At 63.7% G+C, this 19657-nt stretch carries 19 protein-coding genes; 8 read left to right on the top strand and 11 right to left on the bottom strand.

Annotation, left to right across the window (positions count from 1 at the left end; translation table 11 throughout):
- The first annotated feature begins 23 nt into the window (after positions 1-23).
- The 6 genes from GA0071314_RS15435 to GA0071314_RS15415 all read left to right on the top strand — a co-directional run bounded on the left by GA0071314_RS15435 (position 24) and on the right by GA0071314_RS15415 (position 3866).
- Positions 24-761: an NAD(P)H-flavin reductase gene (locus tag GA0071314_RS15435; RefSeq protein WP_027337817.1), complete on the top strand. Its 738-nt coding sequence runs from the start codon at positions 24-26 to the stop codon at positions 759-761.
- A gap of 122 nt (positions 762-883) precedes the next feature.
- On the top strand, positions 884-1009 hold the full coding sequence (locus GA0071314_RS19905) for a hypothetical protein (protein ID WP_269449411.1): 126 nt from the start codon (positions 884-886) through the stop codon (positions 1007-1009).
- 159 nt (positions 1010-1168) lie between these two features.
- Positions 1169-1324, top strand: coding sequence for a hypothetical protein (locus GA0071314_RS19640; protein ID WP_172822110.1), 156 nt, complete (start codon positions 1169-1171; stop codon positions 1322-1324).
- 4 nt (positions 1325-1328) lie between these two features.
- Positions 1329-2390 carry a 3-deoxy-7-phosphoheptulonate synthase gene (locus GA0071314_RS15425; protein ID WP_074397467.1) on the top strand — a complete coding sequence of 354 codons (1062 nt, stop codon included), beginning with the start codon at positions 1329-1331 and terminating at the stop codon, positions 2388-2390.
- A gap of 204 nt (positions 2391-2594) precedes the next feature.
- The gene (locus tag GA0071314_RS15420) at positions 2595-3095 is read left to right on the top strand and encodes a DUF3087 family protein (protein ID WP_074397466.1); all 501 of its coding nucleotides are present in this window, start codon (positions 2595-2597) and stop codon (positions 3093-3095) included.
- A 33-nt stretch (positions 3096-3128) separates the two neighbouring features.
- Entirely contained in the window at positions 3129-3866 is a 738-nt protein-coding gene (locus tag GA0071314_RS15415; protein ID WP_074397465.1) for a COG3650 family protein, read from the top strand.
- Here GA0071314_RS15415 and GA0071314_RS15410 read toward each other — a convergent pair.
- On the bottom strand, positions 3863-4945 hold the full coding sequence (locus GA0071314_RS15410) for a metal-dependent hydrolase (RefSeq protein WP_074397464.1): 1083 nt from the start codon (positions 4943-4945) through the stop codon (positions 3863-3865). The genes GA0071314_RS15415 and GA0071314_RS15410 overlap by 4 nt on opposite strands.
- Before the next feature lie 222 nt (positions 4946-5167).
- Here GA0071314_RS15410 and gloA point away from each other — a divergent pair, with 222 nt between their 5' ends.
- Positions 5168-5608 (top strand): lactoylglutathione lyase, encoded by a 441-nt coding sequence (gene gloA / locus GA0071314_RS15405; RefSeq protein ID WP_027337822.1) that lies wholly within the window; start codon positions 5168-5170, stop codon positions 5606-5608.
- Positions 5609-5631: 23 nt separating this feature from the next.
- Entirely contained in the window at positions 5632-6093 is a 462-nt protein-coding gene (locus tag GA0071314_RS15400) for an META domain-containing protein (RefSeq protein ID WP_074397463.1), read from the top strand.
- 42 nt (positions 6094-6135) lie between these two features.
- On the opposite strand, the gene GA0071314_RS15395 is transcribed toward GA0071314_RS15400, so the two are convergent.
- From GA0071314_RS15395 to GA0071314_RS15350, 10 genes are all read right to left on the bottom strand, one after another.
- Positions 6136-7272, bottom strand: coding sequence for an FAD-dependent oxidoreductase (locus GA0071314_RS15395; RefSeq protein ID WP_074397462.1), 1137 nt, complete (start codon positions 7270-7272; stop codon positions 6136-6138).
- Positions 7269-9413 carry an FAD-dependent oxidoreductase gene (locus GA0071314_RS15390; RefSeq protein WP_074398559.1) on the bottom strand — a complete coding sequence of 715 codons (2145 nt, stop codon included), beginning with the start codon at positions 9411-9413 and terminating at the stop codon, positions 7269-7271. The genes GA0071314_RS15395 and GA0071314_RS15390 overlap by 4 nt, the downstream gene beginning before the upstream one ends.
- A gap of 59 nt (positions 9414-9472) precedes the next feature.
- Positions 9473-10087, bottom strand: coding sequence for a TIGR04282 family arsenosugar biosynthesis glycosyltransferase (locus GA0071314_RS15385; protein ID WP_074397461.1), 615 nt, complete (start codon positions 10085-10087; stop codon positions 9473-9475).
- Complete coding sequence (locus GA0071314_RS15380; protein WP_074397460.1) at positions 10077-10736, bottom strand: TIGR04283 family arsenosugar biosynthesis glycosyltransferase; 660 nt, start codon at positions 10734-10736, stop codon at positions 10077-10079. Before GA0071314_RS15380 ends, GA0071314_RS15385 begins: the two co-directional genes overlap by 11 nt.
- Positions 10737-10767: 31 nt before the next feature.
- Positions 10768-11400: an ATP-binding cassette domain-containing protein gene (locus GA0071314_RS15375; protein ID WP_074397459.1), complete on the bottom strand. Its 633-nt coding sequence runs from the start codon at positions 11398-11400 to the stop codon at positions 10768-10770.
- Positions 11397-13076 carry an ABC transporter permease gene (locus tag GA0071314_RS15370; protein WP_074397458.1) on the bottom strand — a complete coding sequence of 560 codons (1680 nt, stop codon included), beginning with the start codon at positions 13074-13076 and terminating at the stop codon, positions 11397-11399. The genes GA0071314_RS15375 and GA0071314_RS15370 overlap by 4 nt, the downstream gene beginning before the upstream one ends.
- A gap of 2 nt (positions 13077-13078) precedes the next feature.
- Complete coding sequence (locus GA0071314_RS15365; RefSeq protein WP_074397457.1) at positions 13079-14290, bottom strand: ABC transporter substrate-binding protein; 1212 nt, start codon at positions 14288-14290, stop codon at positions 13079-13081.
- Positions 14291-14345: 55 nt separating this feature from the next.
- Positions 14346-15380, bottom strand: coding sequence for an aminoglycoside phosphotransferase family protein (locus GA0071314_RS15360; RefSeq protein ID WP_074397456.1), 1035 nt, complete (start codon positions 15378-15380; stop codon positions 14346-14348).
- A gap of 126 nt (positions 15381-15506) precedes the next feature.
- Positions 15507-16583 carry a TauD/TfdA dioxygenase family protein gene (locus GA0071314_RS15355; RefSeq protein ID WP_074397455.1) on the bottom strand — a complete coding sequence of 359 codons (1077 nt, stop codon included), beginning with the start codon at positions 16581-16583 and terminating at the stop codon, positions 15507-15509.
- Between the two features lie 200 nt (positions 16584-16783).
- Entirely contained in the window at positions 16784-19630 is a 2847-nt protein-coding gene (locus GA0071314_RS15350) for a valine--tRNA ligase (protein WP_027337833.1), read from the bottom strand.
- Positions 19631-19657: the final 27 nt, after the last annotated feature.

The following is a 19657-nucleotide window of genomic DNA, read 5'->3' as shown; positions in this document are numbered from 1 at the left end:
TTTTTTTAACCACAGAGGCTTTCATGAGCGCAAGGATGTTGACTTGCCACGTTACGGCCGTTGAGGATCTCAATCCCGACGTATTCGGTGTCACCCTTGAAGGGCGTGCCGAAGCCATGCAGCACGCCCCCGGGCAGTATCTGGAGCTCAAGCTCGACGATGCGACCTGGGTGCCTTTCTCGATTGCCAGTGCGGAACGGGGCGACGGTATTATCGAGCTGCACATTCAGCACTGGCCCGAGCGCGAAAATTCTGCGCGACTGCGCAAGCTGCTCCAGGTCGCCAATCAGCTCACCGTGCGGTTGCCCGGCGGCGACTGCGTGCTGGATACCCAGAGCGAACGCCCGCTATGGCTGATTGCGGCGGGTACCGGCTTTGCCCAGATGAAAGCGATCATTGAAGCCTCGCTGAAACATCAGCCCGAGCGGCAGATCTCGCTGTGGTGGGCGGTACGTGAGCACCGTGACCTGTATGCGGAAAGCCTGGCCTGCGACTGGGCGCAGCGTTTCCCCAACGTCGACTTTCAGGCCGTGACCGAATTTCCGTTGACCGAGCCGATGGCCCCCGGCGAGCGCATCCACCACCACCAGGGGCGTATCGACCTGGCGCTTGAAAAGGCGTCGATGAACCCAAGCGAGTGGGACGTGTTCATCTCTGGCTCTCCCGGCATGGTGTATGCCTGCATGGACGTGCTGGAGCCCAAAGGCCTCGCCGAGGATCGGGTTTTCTCCGATGTGTTCTCCTACGCGCCGCGTCGTTAAGCGGTGAGGACGCATAAGTCGCGCCGGGTGTTGCTATTGGCGGCGCATACAGGCAGGATAAAAAACGTATTCCAGACCGTTCGCTGCCGCCGTGTTGCAGCCACACCATAACAGGACGTTTTATGTCATCACCATGTGCCCAGTTCTCTGCTTTTCGCCTGACAATGATGGCGGATAGCGGTTGTGCGCCTGGCGTCTTTGGTTATGGCTATTGGTTTAGCAACGGTGTGCCGATGGCCGACGCCTAACGTCGCGCTTTCAGGCACACCCCCACGGGTTGCCTGCCGAACGAAGAAGCCCCGGTGGGTAACCCCCGGGGCTTCTTGCGTGTCAGGCGAACCATTAGTGAGCAAAGCAGCATTGACGAGCGCTTTATCATTCACAGGTATTTCATTGAGGAGCTGACCATGACCTATCGCGCCTACCTATTCGCGGGTGAACATCGCTATCTGAACGACGCCTGGCGATTTAGCGACGCGCGGTCGGTGTCAGCTGCCACCTCCGACCGTGCCAGTAGCGGTGGCCTGTTGGTCAAACGATGTCCCACGATTACGGAGAGTTAACCCCATGAATGCCACCGTCAGCGCCATGCGCAATACGCCGTCCACCGCGCACGATTCGACGACGATGCGGCTGCCCACGCCGTCCGAATTACACGCCCAGCTGCCCATGGATACCGCGCTCGCAGCGCAGATTGCCGAGCAGCGGCGCGCGGTGCAGCGCATCCTTACCGGTCAGGACGATCGCCTTCTGGTGGTGGTCGGCCCCTGCTCGGTGCACGACCCCGACGCCGCGCTCGACTACGCCGACCGTCTGGCCGCCTTGAGCGAGGAGGTCAGCGAGCGGCTTCTGCCGGTCATGCGGGTGTACGTCGAAAAACCCCGCACCACGGTTGGCTGGAAAGGTCTGGCCTATGACCCGCAGTTGAACGGTCGCGGCGACATGTCCAAGGGCCTCGCGCTATCCCGCGACGTGATGCAGGGCGTGGCACGTCGCGGCTTGCCGGTGGCCACCGAGCTGCTCCAGCCGATGCTGGCGCCTTATCTTCAAGATGTCCTGAGCTGGGTAGCGATCGGCGCGCGCACCACCGAATCGCAGCTGCACCGGGAGCTTGCCAGCGACCTCGCCGCGGCGGTCGGCTTCAAGAACGCCACCAGCGGCGATATCCAGGTGGCGGTCGACGCCATGCAGGCGGCGGCGCATTCGCACCAGCGGTTTGCCCTCGACGATGAAGGTCGCCCGGTCATGCAGCAGACGGCCGGCAACCCGCATACCCATGTGGTACTGCGCGGCGGCCACGGCGAGCCCAACTACCAGGCCCGCCACGTTCGCGCCGCTGTCAATACGCTGCGCGAAGCGGGGCAGAACCCTCGTCTGATGGTCGACTGCAGCCACGCCAACGCGCGCAAGGACCACCGCCGCCAAAGCGAGGTGATGCTCGACGTACTGGCCCAGCGCCAGGCAGGCGATGCCAATCTGGTGGCGCTGATGCTGGAAAGCCACCTGTTCGAAGGCAAGCAGCCGCTAAAGCCCGGCGCCCTGCGTTATGGCGTCTCGGTCACCGACGCCTGCGTCGGCTGGGAAACCACCGAACATTTGTTGAAGACCGCCGCGGAACGCTTGTCGTAGGTAACGAAACACACGGGCGAGATGCCCAGGACAAGTTAAAGCAAGGGTCTTTCGCCATGGATGGCGAAAGTAGCACCCATGGATGGGTCTACAGCGCCCTTGCGGAAACTTGTCCTGGGAAGCGACGAACGCTATGACTTGTTTGCCCTGGCCAGCCCCGTATCATAGGCACGTCCTTCACTTTTTATGCCTGCGAGGTTGGCCATGGTCTTCACCCTGGAGCCGCACGACCCCACGAGCTACCGCCGCAAGGCGCGTATGATCACCTTCATCATGGCCGGGCAACTGCTGATTTTCGGGCTTTTATTTGCCATGCTGCTCACCACCGCCTTCGGCCAGAGCCTATGGCTCAACGTGTTGGGCGGCGTGCTCGGGTTGCTCGCCACCAGCGCGCTGTTTGCGGCGCTACGCGACCGCCCCTGGATGCAGGAAGTCGGCTATGTATGGCAGCTCAAGCAGCATCTGTCGCGGATCAACGGCCATCTGCCGGCGCTTCGCCAGGCGACGGGCGAGGACAACCGCACGGCGCTGAATATTCTGGCCTTTTATCACCAGGGCCTGGCGCAGCTTGCCGAATTTAATGGCCGCGCGCCAGGCGATGATGGCGAGCCCCAGCGCATTCGCGAGCACCGGGCTGCCCTCGGTTTGCCCGCCGAGGTCGACCGCTTCGACCCCCAAGATTTACATGCCTTCAAACGTCACTAAGTTGCCTACCCGTTATCTCAGGAGCCTGTTGCCATGACCATTCCCGCCGTAAGGCTTGTTGTATTAGGTGCTGCTATTGTAGCGATCGGCGGCTGCGCGGCGCTGGAGCCGTCCTCGAGCGCTGGGCTTTCAGACGACGATGCTTCGCTGGATAGCAAAGCGCCTTTACTGCCTTCGGCACTGTTTTCCGGCCAGGCGGATGTCTTCGAGGCTTGGCACTGTAGCCCGGCGAGCCAGCACCTGGTGACCGCCGTTGACGGTGAAATACTGCGGCTATGGTCGCTGCACGGCGCCTGGCGTCTGCCCCAGGCCGTCGTGGCCAGCGGCGCGCGATATCAGGACGGCGAGATCAGCTTCTGGAATCGCGGCGAGCAGGCCATGGTCGAAACGCCCCGCGGCCAGCTCAAGTGCGAGTTGGCCGCGGGGCGTGACTCCCTGACCCGCGAAGACCACCCGGGCGTAATGTTCCGGGGGCAGGGCAACGAACCTGGTTGGACGGTCGAGCTGGCCCATGATTCGCCCAAGCTCACCCTGTCGACCCAGTACGGGGAAAACGATGAGACGCTGCCTTACATGGTCAGCGTCATGGATAACGACGCCGGGCGCGTGGTGCTGGAAAATGCCGATGGCGACGACTTTTTTCGGGTACGCATCGAAGCCGGTGCCTGCTTCGACGGCATGAGTGGCCATCCCTTCCCGGCGCGTGTCACTCTAACCGTGGACGGTGAGCAGTACAGCGGCTGCGGTCAGGGAATCGCGCCCTCGGCCTAGCGGGCAGGTGAGCAAGGCAGGGCGAGCGGCTGAAGCTGCCACTCAGCCGACACGAAGGCCGTGGCGCAAAGTGCGTCACGTTCGCCCAACGCGCGTGCCGCCAGGCGCGATAGCGTGGCGAACTGAACGCCCCGTTCGCTGCCAATTTCGGCGGTAGGGTCGACCGGCTGCCACTCGGCGTTCTCGCGGGTGGCGAGGGTGAAGCTGAACGGATGAAACCCGGGAAACCCCAGGCGCAGGTCGGTCGCGATCAAGGTGAGCTTATCCTCGATCAGGCGCATCTCGTAGCGCAGAAACGGCCCGGCAAACCACGCAAGCCGCTGCCCTGCGTGACTGTCGAGGGCGGCCCCTTCCAGCGCCGCGCCGCGGCGTAGCGGCTCCAGGGTCGGCGAAGCATCGCCATCGAACAGGCTCACCAGGCTTTCATAGTAGCGATCACCGTCGACCACGGTGGCCCGCCAGAGCAGGATGTTAAACGGCGTCGGCTGTACCAGGCGGGGCGCCGTGTCGAGCCCCTGTTCGGCGAGCACCGGCGCGAGTTTGTGTTCAACGCTGAGCTTGGCGCCAACAGACATCACCAGGTACAGGCTGGATATCGCCAGGCCCCAGCCGCACCAGCGCCTGACCCGGCGGGTCACTAACGCGGTGATCAGGCAGGCCAGCAGTGGCAGCGAGTAAAACGGGTCGATGATGAAGACCAGCGGCCAGGCGACCGGCGGGGTCGCAAGCGGCCACAGCAGCTGTGTGCCGTAAGCGGTCAAGGCATCCAGTAGCGGGTGGCTGATCAGAATCAGTCCAAAGAAGGCGCCCCAGCGGGCGAGTGAAATATCCCGGGCGGGGGCCAGCCGCGCGCTCACCACGCTTAACAACGCGGCCAGGCCGGTGAGCACGAAAAGCGAATGACTGAAGCCACGGTGTTCGGTGACGTTGGCCACCGCATCGCCGTAGTCGAGCACCACGTCCAGGTCCGGCAGGGTGCCCAGCAGCGCCCCCATCAGTACGGCCTTGCGCCCCAGTCGTCGCCCCAATACGGCGCCGCCCACTGCCGCGCCCAGCACCGCCTGTGTGACTGAATCCACGTTGTCTCCCCCGGTAAGGTGAAAGTGACACTAATTGCACATGATTGTGAATAAAGTATTCTCATGTAAGACTGTTGTCTAATTAATACGCCCAATCGGCGTGACAACCGAGCCAGCGCCCTGGCCGCAAGACGGCAACAGGAATGCTAAGCTTGGCGCATGAAGAGCGCGCGTCGGGTGTTTTATGTCACCATCGTCACATGACCCAATCAGGAGAGATGCATGCAATACCTACACACCATGGTTCGCGTCAGCGATCTAGACGCTTCGCTGCACTTTTACTGCGAGCTGCTGGGCCTCAAGGAAGTGCGTCGCAAGGAAAACGACAAAGGCCGCTTTACGCTGGTGTTTCTCGCCGCCCCCGACGACGAGGAACGCTCAGCGCGGCTGACGGCCCCAGAGCTTGAGCTGACCTACAACTGGGACCCGGAAGAATATACCGGCGGGCGCAATTTCGGTCACCTGGCCTACCGTGTCGATGACATCTACGCGCTGTGCCAGAAGCTTGCGGACAATGGCGTCACCATCAACCGCCCGCCGCGGGACGGTCACATGGCCTTCGTCAAGTCGCCGGATGGCATCTCCGTCGAGCTGTTACAAAAAGGCGACGCGCTGGCGCCCCAGGAGCCCTGGGCGTCGATGGAAAATACCGGTAGCTGGTAATCATCACACAAGGAAGGTTCATCATGACCATGAAAGGCGGGCGATTATGCCTTTGGCTGGCCCCGGTCGCACTGCTGCTTAGCGCCTGCAGCAGTGCGCCAGGCCCAAGCTCATCGCCAGAGGACGCGCCGAGCAGCGACTCGCTTTCCGGGCCGGTCGTCGAGCAGCGCTGGGATCTACTGCTGGTGGGTACCAATGAACGGCTGTCGATGCCGGAGACCCCCTTTTTTGAAATCGACCGGGACGGTCGGGTCAGCGGCCACGACGGCTGTAATCGGTTTACCGGTAAGGCCAAGCTGGGCGATAGCCAGCGTATCGAAATAAGTGAGCTATCCACCACGCGTAAAGCGTGCCCCAACCAGGAAGATGCGCAGCGGATAACGGACATGCTCGAGAACGCCTATCGCTACTTGGTCGACCATGATCGGCTGGTGTTTTTCGGCCCGGATAGCCGGGTACTGGGTGGCTGGCGAGAATCGAACTAGCCTCGATGGCGTGGCGGCTTTTCAGTTAGCCTTCAACGGCAGTCATTGGTCTTCAAAAGGCGGATTGAAGCGGGCTAGAAAGCGCGCATCGATCCGCTTTTTCCATTCCCACACCCACCTGCCCGAAACGCCCAGGGCGCCTCGACTGGCGATGGCGCGACCGTCGCCGGTGCCGATCAGCGCGAGGACGCGTGCTGGGGGCTGCCAGTCGGTGAGTGACTCGCCGTGGCAAGCGCGGCGCAGGTTGTCGGCCAGATGGGGTCCCATGCGTACCGCATATACCCCGGCGTTGGGCAGGGGTGGGTCGCAGGCGGCGCAGTCGCCAGCGGCAAAGATCCCCGGCTGTCCCGCGACTTCCAGCGTCTTTTCAACCCGGATAAACCCCTGAGCGTCCAGCGGCAGTTGGGTGTTGGAAAGCCAGTCGTGGCCGACCGCCCCGGTGGCCCACAGCACGATGTCGGCGGCGATGAAGCCGCCCTGGGTGGTGGCGACACCGCCCTCGACTAGCGAAGCTCCGCGCTGCTGGAGATGCAGCTGAATGCCTGCCCTGGCTAACGCGCGCCGGGTCAGCCAGCGGGGCAGCCGACCTGCGTCGGGCAGCAGCGTCTGCGAGGCGCTGAGCACATGCCCCGACCAGTGGATATCCGGGCGTTGGTGGCGCACCTGGGCCAGTACGCTCAGCAAGGTTTCACAGCCTGCTGCCCCGCCCCCGACGCTCACCACGCGCTGGTGGCCGACCTGGGGGAGCCGTTCGATATCGTTGCGCAATGCCTGCCAGCGATGATGCAACGAGCTGAGCGGACGCATGGCCAGGAGATGCGGAAGGTGGTCGCCATGCAGCGTGGGCAACGCCAGGGTCGAGCCTACATTGAGCGAGGCCACGTCAAAGTGCAGCGTCTCGCCGTTGGCCAAGCTGACGTGGCGCGTTTTGCTGTCAATGGCCACCACCGGTGAAGATACAAACCGCGCGCCTGCCCGCTGGCAGAGTGCCGCAACGTCGATCTGGGTGTCACGCAGCGAACATTCACCCGCCAGCCAGGCCGGGACACTGCCTGAATACGCGGCCATGGGACTGTCGCTCACCACGGTGATGGCCACCCTGGCATCGGGGTGTCGGGCAAAGGCTTCCAGTACGAAGGCGTGGGCATGGCCCGCGCCGATGAGTAACAGCTGGATCATTTAGCGACACCGCGCCGCCAGGCGAAGTAGCGTTTCAACAGCGTCAGCACCCGCTCGGGTTTATGGGCGTTTTTCCATACGCCCGCCGTGGCCTTGGCCGCCTCGCCCAGGGTCGGGTAGGGGTGAATGGTGCCCAGCAGCTTGTTCAGGCCCAGGCCGTGTTTCATGGCCAGGGTAAACTCGCCCAGCCATTCGCCGGCGTTCTCCGCGACGATGGTCGCGCCGAGAATCTTGTCCCTGCCCGGCACGGTGAGCACCTTGATAAAGCCCTCGGTGGCACCTTCGGCAATCGCGCGGTCGCTTTCGCTCATGGCGTAGCGGGTCACTTCATAGTCAATGCCCTTGTCGATTGCCTCTTTTTCGTTCAGACCGACCCGGGCGACCTCTGGCTGGACGTAGGTAACCGCAGGCATAAAGCGGTAGTCAACCGCAAAGCTCTTCAGCTCGCCAAACAGCGCATTCACAGCCGCATGCCAGGCCTGGTGGGCCGCTGCGTGGGTGAGCTGGTAGGGCCCGGCGAGGTCCCCGCAGGCCCAGAGGTTGGGCAGCCGGGTTTGCAGCCGCTCGTTGAGCTCCAAGGTGCCGGCGGCGCCGGTGGTAACGCCGAGGGCCTCGAGCCCCAGCCCTTCGATGTTGGCCTGGCGACCAACGCTGACCAGCAGGTAATCAAAGGCCAGCGTCGTGCGCTCGCCGTGTTGCTCGACCACCAGCTGATGCCCAGCGTCATCGCTGACCACCTCAAACGCCTTGGCCTCGGTCATCACCGTCACACCTTCGCGGGCCAGGGTGGCTTCGACGGCCTCGCCGACCTCCTGGTCCTCGCGGCCCAGCAGATGGGGCATGCCTTCTACCAGGGTGACCTGGCTGCCCAGACGTGCAAAGCTCTGGCTCAGTTCGCAGCCGATGGCGCCCCCGCCCAGCACCACCAGACGTTTGGGCAGTTCGGTAAGCGACCACAGGTTTTCAGAGGTCAGCACCGGCGCGCTTTCGATGCCAGGAATCGCCGGCACCTTGGGGCGCGCCCCGGTGGCCAGCACGATATGCCGGGCGCTCAGGGTCTGATCGCCGACCTGGACGTGCCACGGCGAGGTCAGCGTGGCGTGGTCCTGATAGACCTCGACGCCCAGCCCGCGGTAGCGCTCGACGCTGTCGTGGGGCTCGATGTCGCGGATGGCCTGATGGACGTGGCCCATGACGCGCTGGAAGTCGATCTGCGGGTCGCTCGTGGTGATCCCGAAGCGGGAGGCCGTGCGAATCTCGTGGGCGGCGCGGGCGGCGCGGATCAGCGCTTTGGAAGGCACGCAGCCGGTATTCAGGCAGTCGCCGCCCATCTTGTGCTTTTCGACCAGCGCCACCTTGGCATTGACGGCGCTGGCGATATAGCTGGTGACCAGCCCCGCCGAGCCGCCGCCGATGACCAGAATGTCGTAGTCGAAATGCGCGGGCCGGGTAAAGCCCTGGTAGGCCTTGCGCGTCTGGACCAGCCGCACGAGGCGGCGGGCGATCCAGGGGAAGATGGCCAGCAGCAGGAAGGAGCCGATCAGCGTCGGCGACAGGATACCGCTGAGCGTTTCCAGCTCGCCCAGCTGCCCCCCGGCGTTGACGTAGATGGCGGTGCCGGGAAGCATGGCCACCTGGCTGACCCAGTAAAACGTGACGGTCTTGATGCGCGTCAGGCCCATGACCAGGTTGATCATGAAAAACGGGAACACCGGCACCAGCCGCATGGTGAACAGATACAAAGCGCCGTCGCGTTCGACGCCGCGGTTGACCGAGGCAAACTGGCGCGGAAAGCGCTTTTCGATGGGGCGGCGGAACAGGAAGCGCGACAGCAGAAACGCCAGCGTCGCACCTATTGTGCTGGCAAAGGAAATGATCAAAAGCCCCCAGCCAAGTCCGAACAGGGTGCCGCCGAGCAGGGTGAGCAGGGTGGCGCCGGGCAGCGACAGCGCGGTCATCACCACGTAGACGGCAAAGAAAATCCCCGCGACCTGCCAGGGCGACTGGCTGAACGCCGCCTGAAAATCATTCTGGTAGGCTTTCAGGGTGTCGAGCGTGAACCACTGGTGGGCGCCACTCAGGAAAAAAGCACTGATAGCAACGATGAGTAGCGAGGCAATCAGTAAGCGTTGTCGGTTCAAGGTCATCTCCAGCGAAAGCCATTTAACAGTTCGGTTCAGTGGGCGGGCGGCGTGTTTCCTTACATCGGCGCCTGAATGCCTTTCCAGCGCTGCCAGTCGGCGGGGCGGTCGACGTCCCACACCGTTGCGGGATAGCTGGCACGCAGGCCGAGCGCCTCAATACGCTGGCGGGTGGCGGCCATGACCCGGTCGCTCCCCCAGGGAATCAGCTCAAACAGCCCGGGGTAATCGTGCTGGGTGCCGATCAACCCGTAGCCACCGTCTTCGGCGGGCAGCAGGACGACCTCGTGGCTGGTCAGGCGTTGCGCGCAGGCTGTGATCAAGTCGCTGGTGACGCTTGGGCAGTCGCTGCCCATGACCATGCCGGGCCCCGGTGTGCTCGCCAGCGCGTGGCGGATACGCGCACCCAGATCGCCCCCAGGCTGGGCGCGCAGGGTAATGCCGAAATGGGCGCCCAGCTCACCAAACAGCGGGTGGGCATGGTCGAGGGCGGTCCACAGCGTGATGCGCTCGGCGGGCAGCGCCCGGCAGGCATTGGCCACACAGTGGCGTACCAGCTCGGCGTGGGCCTGGGCGGCGCCCTCGGCGCCGAGCAGCGGCATCAGGCGCGTTTTCGCCCGCCCGGGCAGCGGGGCCTTGGCCAACAGGTGTAGATGGGGCTGCTCAGCGGGCATCGCGGTACTCCTTGGCGAGTTGAGTGGGGCTAACGCCGCGCCAGTAACGATAGCGCAGCCGCCACATCAAGCGGATGGTGGCCCAGGCGCCGTATTGATCCCAACGCCTGCCCGAGCTTATCACTTTCGCCGCCAGGCAGGCGGGGCGTGATACGCGTCTGAGGCGTTTCGTCAGTTCCACGTCTTCCATCAGCGGCTGGTCGGCAAACCCGCCGAGGTGGCGAAACGTGGCGGTACGCACGAAGATCGCCTGGTCGCCGGTGGCGACGCCGGTGAGCCTTGAGCGCTGGTTCATCATCCACCCGACCACGGGCAGCCAGCGACTGCGGCCTGTCAGCTCAATCGAGAATCGCCCCCAGGCGTGGCGGGCCAGCGCCTTAGTGATCTGGCTCACGGCATTATCGGGTAGTTGGGTGTCGGCATGCAGGAACACCAGCGCCTGGGCACTGGCCTGCTGCGCGCCCAGGTTCATTTGCCACGCGCGGCCCGGCACACCGCTGATGACTCTATCCGCCAGCGGCGTCGCCAGCGCCACGCTCTCATCAACGCTGCCGCCATCCACAACGATGACTTCAGCGCCCTGGGCGCGCACCGGCTGAAGTGCCTCTAGGGTGGCTTCAAGGCCAGCGGCTTCGTTGAGCACCGGCATGACAATGCTTAGTGCCGCAGGTGGTCGTGGACTAGCCAAGCTCAATGATCGGCCCTCCCGCCGCCTCGGCATCCGCGTGGTCGTGGGTGACCAGCAGCGCTGGCAGGCCGGCGTCGCGCAGCTGGCTGAATACCAGCGCGCGCATCTCCTGGCGTAGCGCGGTGTCCAGCTTGGAAAAGGGTTCGTCCAGCAGTACCGCGCTGGGCGTCGACAGCAGCAGACGCATCAAAGCGACGCGGGCCTGCTGGCCACCGGAGAGCGTCGCCGGGTCCCGCGTTTCAAAGCCCGCCATGCCGACCTGGGCAAGGGCCTCGCGGATCTGGGATTTTTTATGCCGCGCATGGCGGGGGAGCGCAAAACGCAGGTTGCCCGCCACGCTTAAATGAGGAAACAGCAGCGGGTCCTGGAACAGCAGCCCCAGCCCGCGTTGCTCGGCGGGCAGTGTGTCCAGCCGCATCTTACCCAGAAAAACCTGCCCCTGGGCGTTGAAGGTAGGCGACAGAAACCCGGCGAGATAGGCCAGCAGCGTAGACTTGCCCGACCCCGAAGGGCCCATGACGGTCAATACTTCGCCGGGGGTAATCGATCTGTCGATTGCAAGCAGTGGGTCGCCGTTCAGCGAGATCTGGACTTGCCTGAGGTGCAGAGTGGGATTCGCGGTCATGCAACGCCTCGCATATTGCGTCGTCTGGCCCATATTAGGCGCGGTATCAGCAGCGCAAGACTAAAACCGATGAACGGCAGTAGCGCCTGGAGCAGCGCGAGCACCGCAATCAGGCGCCGACTGCCGCCTGAAGCCATGGCCACCGCTTCGGTGGTAATGGTGGGCACGCGGCCGCCGCCGAGCAACAGCGTGGGAAGATACTGGCCGATACTTACGGCAAGACTGACCGCGCAGGCGGTCAGCAGCGGCGCCAGCAGCAGCGGCAGCCGTATCTGCCAGAAGGCTCTCCTGGGAGAGGACCCCAACGAATGCGCGACTTGCAGCCAGCGCGGGTCAAGCCGCCGATACGCCTCAGAAAGCGACAGATAAAGATAGGGCACCACAAACAGCAAATGCGCCGCCATTACCAGCGCCCACTGCGGGCGAAGGCTGAGGCTTTCCGCCGCGACCACCAGGCCAAACAGGAACGCCACCTGAGGGATAATCAGCGGTAGGTACAGTAGCCACTGGCCTGCTTGAGGCGGGAGCCGGTGCCGCGCTGCGTTTTCAAGCGTGGCCACGACCAGCACCGCAGCGATCAGCGTCGCGGCAAGCCCGACGCTCAGCGTATTGAGTAGCGGTGTAGCGACGCTGGGCAACACGCGCTGCCAATGGTCCAGGGTGAACGTTCCGGGCAAGGCGTCAGGAAAGCGCCAGAAACCGGCCACCGAAAATACCGCCAGCCCGCCAATGGCGCTCAGCGCCAGCAGGGTGGTCATGCCCAGCAGCCCGCGTCCGCCCAGCGCGATGGCGAACGAGCCCTGCCGTCGCGCGCCGTTGACCAGCCATCGATAGCCGAGCCGCTTGATACACTGCTCGCCCAGCCACCAGGTCAGCAGCGCCGCCAGCGTCACGCCAAGCTGCAGCACGGACCCGGCGGAGGCCATGAAGCGCCGCTCCAGGTCGGGGTCGTTGAACCAGGTCAGTATCGACACACTCAGCGTGGGCGGCAATGTCGGGCCCAGGATCATGGCCATGTCGACCACCGAGGTGGCGTAGGCAATCACTGCGTAAATCGGCAGGCGAATCAGCGGGTATAGCGCCGGAAACACGCCTTTCAACCAGGCGATACTCGGCGAGTAACCCAGCGAGCGCGCCAGGGTTACGCGCTGCTCGGGACGCAGCTGAGGCAGGGCGGCCAGGCACATGAGGAGCAGAAACGGCGCTTCCTTGAGCACCAGCCCGGCCATCAGCGCAAGCCCCAGGGGGTCGTTGACGATGAGCCAGTCGGGCGGGCGCTCCCAGCCGGTAAGGCCCGGCGATACCCAGCGTGCCAGAAGTCCCGAGGGCGCCATCAAGAACGCCAGCCCAAAGGCCACGGCCGCGTGGGGGATCGCCAGTAGCGGTGATACCAGGCGGCGGATGCCTCGGTCCAGCCAGGTGCCGCGGCTGGCGGCCAGAAACAGCACGACGATGGCCAGCGCCAGCAAGGTGCTCACCAGGCCGCTGGCATAGCTCACCGCCACTGAGCGACCAAGCCCGGGGTGGGCGAGCAGCATTCGCCAGGGCGCAAGGCTGACCGCGTCGCCGCCGAGCGCCGGCAGGTAGCCAAACGCCGGCAGCAGCACCATCAGCAGGCCGGCCCCCACCGGCAGGGCCAGCAGGGTAATAAGCAGCGCCGGCGCGAGTCGCAGCATGCTCAGTTAACGCCGTAACGCTCGAGCCAGGCATCCTGTAGCGCCGTCATCCAGCTCGGGTGCGGCTCGGGGAGCGTTTTGGACAGGGCGTCCGCCGGAAGTTCGGACGGGTGGCGATCACCCTGCTCGAACAGCGCCTGGTTATCGGCGTCGAGCTGTTCGATATCCAGCACGCTGCGGTCGCCCCACATCTCGAGCGACTGCTTCTGGGCCTGGGCTTCCGGTGACATCAGAAAGTCGGCCAGTACCATGGCGCCGGCCTTGTGGGGTGAGTTGTAGGGGATCGCCACGAAGTGAACGTTACCCAGAGTGCCGCCGTCCAGGACATAGCTGCGAACGCTCTCGGGCAGTTCGTATTCCCTTACCGCCACGGCGGCATCGGTGGGGTAGAACGAAAACGCCAGGCTCAGCTCGCCATCGCTCATCAGCGTGCGCAGGTTGGGGCCTGAGTCGGGGAAGCTGCGCCCGCTGCGCCAGAGGTGTGGATGGAGTGCATCCAGATAGGCCCATAGTGCTTCGGTGACCGCCTCGAAATCGCTCTCCTCAACGGGCTGATAAAGCGCCTCATCCTGGTCGGTCAGCTCGATCAGCGCCTGCTTTAAAAAGGTGCTGCCGGTGAAATCGGGGATTTTCGGGTAGCTGAATTGGCCGGGGTTGGCGCGCGCCCAGTCAAGCAGCGCCTGCATGTCCTGGGGCGGCGTTTCGACCTGATCAGCGTCGTAATAGAAGGTGATCTGCGCCTTTCCCCAGGGTGACTCGTAGCCGTCGGTGGGCAGCGTGAAGTCGGTCACCACTTCGGGGTTCTCGGCGGCGTTGGTCAGCGCAAAATTGGGCAGCGATTCGGCGAAGGGGCCAAACAGCAGGTCGCGGTCACGCATCGCGGCAAAGTTTTCGCCGTTGATCCAGATCAGGTCGATGCTGCCTTCGTCGTCGTTGCCCGCCTGCTTCTCGGCCAGTACCCGGGACACCGCACTGCTGGTGTCGTCCAGTTTTACGTGCTCAACGTCAATGTTGTGCTGCGCCTGCATTTGCTCGGCCACCCAGTCGATATAGCGGTTGGTACGCGAGTCCCCGCCCCAGGCGTTCCAGTAAACGGTTTGGCCTTCGGCCTCGGCTAACACCGCTTGCCAGTTACCGGGGTCGGGGGCTGCCGCGGCGGGCAGCGCCAGTGCCAATAGAGGGGCCATCAGGGTAAAACGGCGGGCATTCAACATCGCATACCTCTCAATCGAACAATAGGGGTAACCTGCGTCTTTCCAACGCCCGGCATTAAAGCGTGGCGCGCAGGCGCTGCAGTTCGTCCTGAACACGGTCGATGATCGACGGCGACAGGTAGTGTTCCACCCGGTCGCGCACGTGGGCAATCACGGTGGGATCGGTAAGCTCTGCCGACCAGTCCTCGCCGCGCTGCCGGGCATCCCTGGCGCGCAGGTGCTGGGCGCGCCACTTGGCGCACCAGGTCAGCGACCACAGCCAGGTGGCGCGGCGGCAGGCGACCAGGGTCTCGGCGCTGGGGGAGTCGCCCATGGCGGCCTGCCAGCCGCGGTAAAAATCGACCACCTCGTCCAGCGAGAGAACCGCCTGGCTGTTGAGATCCCAGGTCGTGGAGGTATAAAGACTGGTGTGGGCCAGGTCGATCCCCGGCAGGCCGTAGCGGCCCTTTTCCAGGTCGACCAGCACCGCGCGCCCCTGGGCATCGATCAGGAAGTTGCCGGGGTGGGTGTCAAAGCTGATCAGGCAGCGTTTGGCATCGGCAAGCACCGCTGGAAGAGCGTCTAGCTCAGCGTGGATTTGGTCGATGACGTCGCTGCTCAAGTCCGCCTGCGCGAGCCACTCAGACTGACGGGCGACTTCTTCGCGCATGGCCCGCCATGGATCAGCCGGCGACAGCAGTGGGGCGGGCTTATCCGGCAGCGGCAAGCGATGCAGGCTGGCAAGCGTCTCGGCGATGCGCGGCAGATCCTCCGGCAGTCGCGCCAAGCGGCCGTCGATAGCCTCCACCAGCAGGCCGCCTCGGGGCAGGGCGTCGCTGACGTCCAGCAGGCCATGCAGGCGCGGCACATGCCCGCCCTGGCTGGCGCGGGCGTAGCACGCCGCCTCGTAGGCCAGGTTCTCTTTTGGCCCCAGGTTCATCTGGCTCTGCTTGGGCAGCCGCGCCACCCAGTCGTCGCCGTCGCGGTGTAGCCACACGTGATCGTGGGCAAGCCCGGTATCCGCCATGGGCGAAAGCGCGCGGTAGCCAATCCCCGCCCGCTGTAATTCGCCCGCCAGCGTCTGTATTCGCGTCTCTGAGAGTGTCGGCATAGCACAATCCGTGTAAAGGCAACCTTCAATGCCACTCAGTGGTCGTTGTTGTACCAACCTTACACGGTTGATAAGAAAAAGTAGTCAGGACACGATGGGGAATGATCAACGCATCGGGCGTACCGCCTAGTTTTGCATGGGGATGTCATCTTTCCAGCGAAAGCCTACGCCCCCGGCTTTCCAGACGCCGTCGCTGTTGAAGGGATGCGGGCCGGCAAGGTTGATGTGCTGGGGCAAGCCAAAGTGGGGCGCCAGGTTCTGCCTGGCTTTGACCGTCACCCGGTCCATGATCCGCAGGCCCTGCTCTTCGGCGGACATGTGCGCCTCCGGCGCTGCCCGGTGCGCCAGTGCCCAGTTGTCGATGTACAGCAGGTCGCCGGTGTCGTAGTGGTAACGTATCCCGAAGCCTTTCTCGAACGACGCATTCAACAGATCGTTGTAGTCGCTCAAAAGCTGTTTCATCTCGTCTTCGTTGAGCAGGCGAAGCTGGTCGGTAGCGGCAGGGGTCTGTTGCAGTTCGTCGATGGGGCGTCCGTCTTCCGGCAGCCGTTCGATTACCGCGCCGGTCATGCCCAGGTGCAGCCATACGCTCTTGCGCCCCGAGATGGGGTGGGTGTGGACGACGGGGTGGCTCACTCCTGAGGCGGAATTGACCGAGACAAGGCGCTCCCAGAAAGCCTGCTTTGCTTCGGGGAGCGCGTCGAAGGCGGCGCCCTGGTGGGCGAAGTGCGTGCCACCGCCCTGTTCGGGTGCCCGGGCCATGTAGTAAGCGGAATGCGAGAAGATGGCGGCTTCGAAGCTGCCGTCGTTGTGCCACTGGGGCCCCACGCCCAGGATGCCGTAGCGGTTGTCGTTAGAGCAGCGGAAGACATCCCGGTTCATGCCTGGCGTTGCCGGATGAACGCCGTGGGTCGAATGGATTTCGCCCGCGCCCCACCACGTGCTGGCCTCGACCAGTTCATCCGCCGAAAGCTCCGTCTGGTGCTTGAAGACGATGAACCCGCGATGGGCCATTTCCACTTCCAGAGCGTCGATAACGGGCTGGGGGAGCCGGGTGCGAACATCGGCGCCGTATATTTCAACGCCCAGTGGTTCCAGAGGCTTGACCGTCAGTCCCGCTTGCTCGAACAGCGACATGTGGTCAGGGTCGAGCGGCGGTAGGGTGGGTGGCGTGTTCAGGAACTTATCGGAGGATGTTGCCATAGGAAGCGACCTCAATGGGTGAATGCTGGGCAGCGTCACTCGATAGAGGGTGTGACCCGCCTCGGACCATCAGGATCAAAGGGTCCAGATCTTATGGGCAGGTCATCAGCGGTTTTGTTCCTCAGGCGTCGGCAGGGCGGGGCACAATACGCAAGACGGCACCGCCCAGGTGCCGTCTTGGTGCGCGCTATGGACGGACGCTAAAGCGCCGCAATCTTCGCCTTTTGCTCTTCCAGCAGCTTTTTGGCGGCCTGGAACTCGGCCAGCTTGCCGCGCTCTTTTTCCACCACGGCTTCGGGGGCTTTGGCGATGAAGCCTTCGTTGCCGAGCTTTTTCTCGATGCCGCCAATCAGCTTGTCCTGCTTGTCGATCTCCTTCGCTAGGCGCTTGAGCTCGGCGTCCTTGTCGATCAGGTCGGCCATGGGCACCAGTACTTCCATATCGCCGACCAGCTGCGTGGCCGAAAGTGGGGCGTCGTCGGGGTTGGCGAGCCATTGGGCGCTTTCCAGCTTGGCGAGCTTGGCCAGGAAGTGGCGGTAGCTTTCCAGACGCTCGGCGTCCTCGGCCTTGCCCTTGGTCAGCAACACGTCCAGCGGCTTGCCGGGGGCAATATTCATCTCGGCGCGGATATTACGCACGGCGATAATCACGCCCTTCAGCCATTCGATATCGCGGGTCGCCTGCTCGTCGATCTTGCTGTTGTCGGCTTCTGGCCACGCCTGCAGCATGATGGACGCGCCGTCGCCTACATAGGTCCCCGCCAGCGGTGCGACGCGTTGCCAGATCTCTTCGGTGATATAGGGCATCATCGGGTGGGCGAGGCGCAGAATGGCTTCGAGCACGCGTACCAGCGTGCGGCGTGTGCCGCGCTTGGCTTCCGCCGTGGCATTTTCATCCCATAAAACAGGCTTGGAAAGCTCCAGGTACCAGTCGCAGTACTCGTTCCAGACGAATTCGTAGAGCGCCTGGGAGGCGTGGTCGAAGCGATACTCGTCCATTGCCTTGGTGACCTGGGCCTCGGTTTTCTGCAGTTGGGAGATAATCCAGCGGTCGGCCAGCGACAGTGCCACCTCGCCACCGTCGGTGCCGCAATCCTCGCCTTCGGCGTTCATCAGCACGTAGCGAGAGGCGTTCCACAGCTTGTTGCAGAAGTTGCGATAGCCGTCCAGACGGTTCATATCGAACTTGATATCGCGCCCGGTCGTCGCCTGGGAGAGAAACGTAAAGCGCAGCGCATCGGTGCCGTGGGCTTCAATGCCGTCTTTAAACTCTTCTTTGGTGGCTTTGGCAATCGCCTTGGCCTTTTGCGGCTGCATCATGTTGCCGGTGCGTTTTTCGAGCAGCGCGTCCAGGCTGATACCGTCGATCAGGTCGATGGGGTCGAGTACATTGCCCTTGGACTTGGACATCTTCTGGCCCTGGCCGTCGCGCACCAGACCGTGTACATAGACCGTCTTGAACGGGACTTCGTCGGTGAACTTGAGCGTCATCATGATCATCCGGGCCACCCAGAAGAAGATGATGTCAAAGCCGGTGACCAGCACGCTGGTGGGGTGGAAGGCCTCAAGCTCCGGGGTTTGTTCCGGCCAGCCGAGGGTCCCGAAGGTCCACAGGCCCGAGCTGAACCAGGTATCCAGCACGTCTTCGTCCTGGGTCAGCTCGATATCGACGCCGAGGCCGTGCTTCTCGCGAGCTTCGGCTTCCGTGCGGGCAACGTAGACATTGCCTTCGGCGTCGTACCAGGCGGGGATGCGGTGGCCCCACCACAGCTGGCGGGAAATGCACCAGTCCTGGAGGTCGCGCATCCAGGCGAAGTACATGTTTTCGTAGTTCTTGGGCACGAACTGGATGTCGCCTTTTTCCACCGCTTCGATGGCGGGCTTGGCAAGCGACTCCACGGCGACAAACCACTGGTCGGTGAGCAGCGGCTCGATCACGTCACCCGAGCGGTCGCCGTAGGGCATGGTGTTGTTGACGGCTTCCACCTGCTCGAGCAGGCCCAGGGCGTCCATGTCGGCGACGATCAGCTTGCGCGCCTCGAAGCGGTCGAGCCCGACGTACTTGGCCGGTAGCGTGGCGTCTTCATCTGGCTGGGGAGTGCCTTTCAGGTCGTAAATCTCGGCCTGCTCAAGAATCGCCGCGTCCTTGGAAAAGACGTTGATCAGCAGGTGGTTCTGGCGCTTGCCGACCTCGTAGTCGTTGAAGTCGTGGGCCGGGGTGATTTTTACGCAGCCCGAGCCCTTGTCCATGTCGGCATGCTCGTCGGCGACGATGGGAATCCGACGGCCGACCAGGGGCAGCTCGATAAACGTGCCGACCAGGGAGGCGTAGCGTTCGTCTTCGGGATTGACCGCCACGCCGGTATCGCCCAGCAGGGTTTCCGGACGCGTCGTGGCGACCACCAGGTAATCTTTGCCGTCGTCGGTTTTAACGCCATCCGCCAGCGGGTAGCGGAAGTGCCAGAAGCTTCCCTGCTGCTCCTTGTTCTCTACTTCTAGGTCGGAAATGGCGGTGTGCAGCGTCGGATCCCAGTTGACCAGGCGCTTGCCGCGATAGATCAGGTTTTCTTCGTGCAGGCGCACGAACACTTCCTGGACGGCCTTGTAGAAGCCGTCGTCCATGGTGAAGCGCTCGCGGGACCAGTCGACGCTGGCGCCCATGCGGCGCAGCTGGCGGGTAATATGGTCGCCGGATTCTTCTTTCCACTCCCATACCTTGTCGATGAACGCATCGCGACCCAGGTCGTGGCGGGTTTTGCCCTCTTCAGCGGCGATCTTGCGCTCCACCAGCATCTGCGTGGCGATACCGGCGTGGTCGGTGCCTACCTGCCACAGGGTGTTGTTGCCCTGCATCCGCTTCCAGCGGGTCAGGGTATCCATGATGGTGTCCTGGAAGGCGTGGCCCATGTGCAGACTGCCGGTCACGTTGGGCGGCGGGATCATGATCGAGAACGGCTCGCCGCGGCCTGACGGGGCGAAACGGTTGTCGGCTTCCCAGCGCTCGTACCAGCGGGTTTCGATCTGCTCAGGTTGGTAGGTCTTTTCCATGGATTGGCTCACCGCAACGATGCTCCC

Origin of the sequence: Halomonas sp. HL-93 (assembly GCF_900086985.1) — a bacterium.
In the GTDB taxonomy this organism is placed as follows: domain Bacteria; phylum Pseudomonadota; class Gammaproteobacteria; order Pseudomonadales; family Halomonadaceae; genus Vreelandella.
The sequence above is the reverse complement of the archived record's forward strand: the minus strand, read 5'-3'. Positions and strand labels throughout refer to the sequence as shown.

Bases quoted from the DNA above. Each gene is read 5' to 3' on its own strand.
- GA0071314_RS15420 (WP_074397466.1), top strand. From the start codon at position 2,595: ATGGTCTTCACCCTGGAGCCGCACGACCCCACGAGCTACCGCCGCAAG.
- GA0071314_RS15385 (WP_074397461.1), bottom strand. From the start codon at position 10,087: ATGCCCGCTGAGCAGCCCCATCTACACCTGTTGGCCAAGGCCCCGCTG.
- GA0071314_RS19905 (WP_269449411.1), top strand. From the start codon at position 884: ATGTCATCACCATGTGCCCAGTTCTCTGCTTTTCGCCTGACAATGATG.
- GA0071314_RS15415 (WP_074397465.1), top strand. From the start codon at position 3,129: ATGACCATTCCCGCCGTAAGGCTTGTTGTATTAGGTGCTGCTATTGTA.
- GA0071314_RS15370 (WP_074397458.1), bottom strand. From the start codon at position 13,076: ATGCTGCGACTCGCGCCGGCGCTGCTTATTACCCTGCTGGCCCTGCCG.
- GA0071314_RS15425 (WP_074397467.1), top strand. From the start codon at position 1,329: ATGAATGCCACCGTCAGCGCCATGCGCAATACGCCGTCCACCGCGCAC.
- GA0071314_RS19640 (WP_172822110.1), top strand. From the start codon at position 1,169: ATGACCTATCGCGCCTACCTATTCGCGGGTGAACATCGCTATCTGAAC.
- GA0071314_RS15435 (WP_027337817.1), top strand. From the start codon at position 24: ATGAGCGCAAGGATGTTGACTTGCCACGTTACGGCCGTTGAGGATCTC.
- gloA (WP_027337822.1), top strand. From the start codon at position 5,168: ATGCAATACCTACACACCATGGTTCGCGTCAGCGATCTAGACGCTTCG.
- GA0071314_RS15355 (WP_074397455.1), bottom strand. From the start codon at position 16,583: ATGGCAACATCCTCCGATAAGTTCCTGAACACGCCACCCACCCTACCG.
- GA0071314_RS15375 (WP_074397459.1), bottom strand. From the start codon at position 11,400: ATGACCGCGAATCCCACTCTGCACCTCAGGCAAGTCCAGATCTCGCTG.
- GA0071314_RS15400 (WP_074397463.1), top strand. From the start codon at position 5,632: ATGACCATGAAAGGCGGGCGATTATGCCTTTGGCTGGCCCCGGTCGCA.
- GA0071314_RS15380 (WP_074397460.1), bottom strand. From the start codon at position 10,736: ATGCCGGTGCTCAACGAAGCCGCTGGCCTTGAAGCCACCCTAGAGGCA.
- GA0071314_RS15395 (WP_074397462.1), bottom strand. From the start codon at position 7,272: ATGATCCAGCTGTTACTCATCGGCGCGGGCCATGCCCACGCCTTCGTA.
- GA0071314_RS15365 (WP_074397457.1), bottom strand. From the start codon at position 14,290: ATGTTGAATGCCCGCCGTTTTACCCTGATGGCCCCTCTATTGGCACTG.
- GA0071314_RS15350 (WP_027337833.1), bottom strand. From the start codon at position 19,630: ATGGAAAAGACCTACCAACCTGAGCAGATCGAAACCCGCTGGTACGAG.
- GA0071314_RS15360 (WP_074397456.1), bottom strand. From the start codon at position 15,380: ATGCCGACACTCTCAGAGACGCGAATACAGACGCTGGCGGGCGAATTA.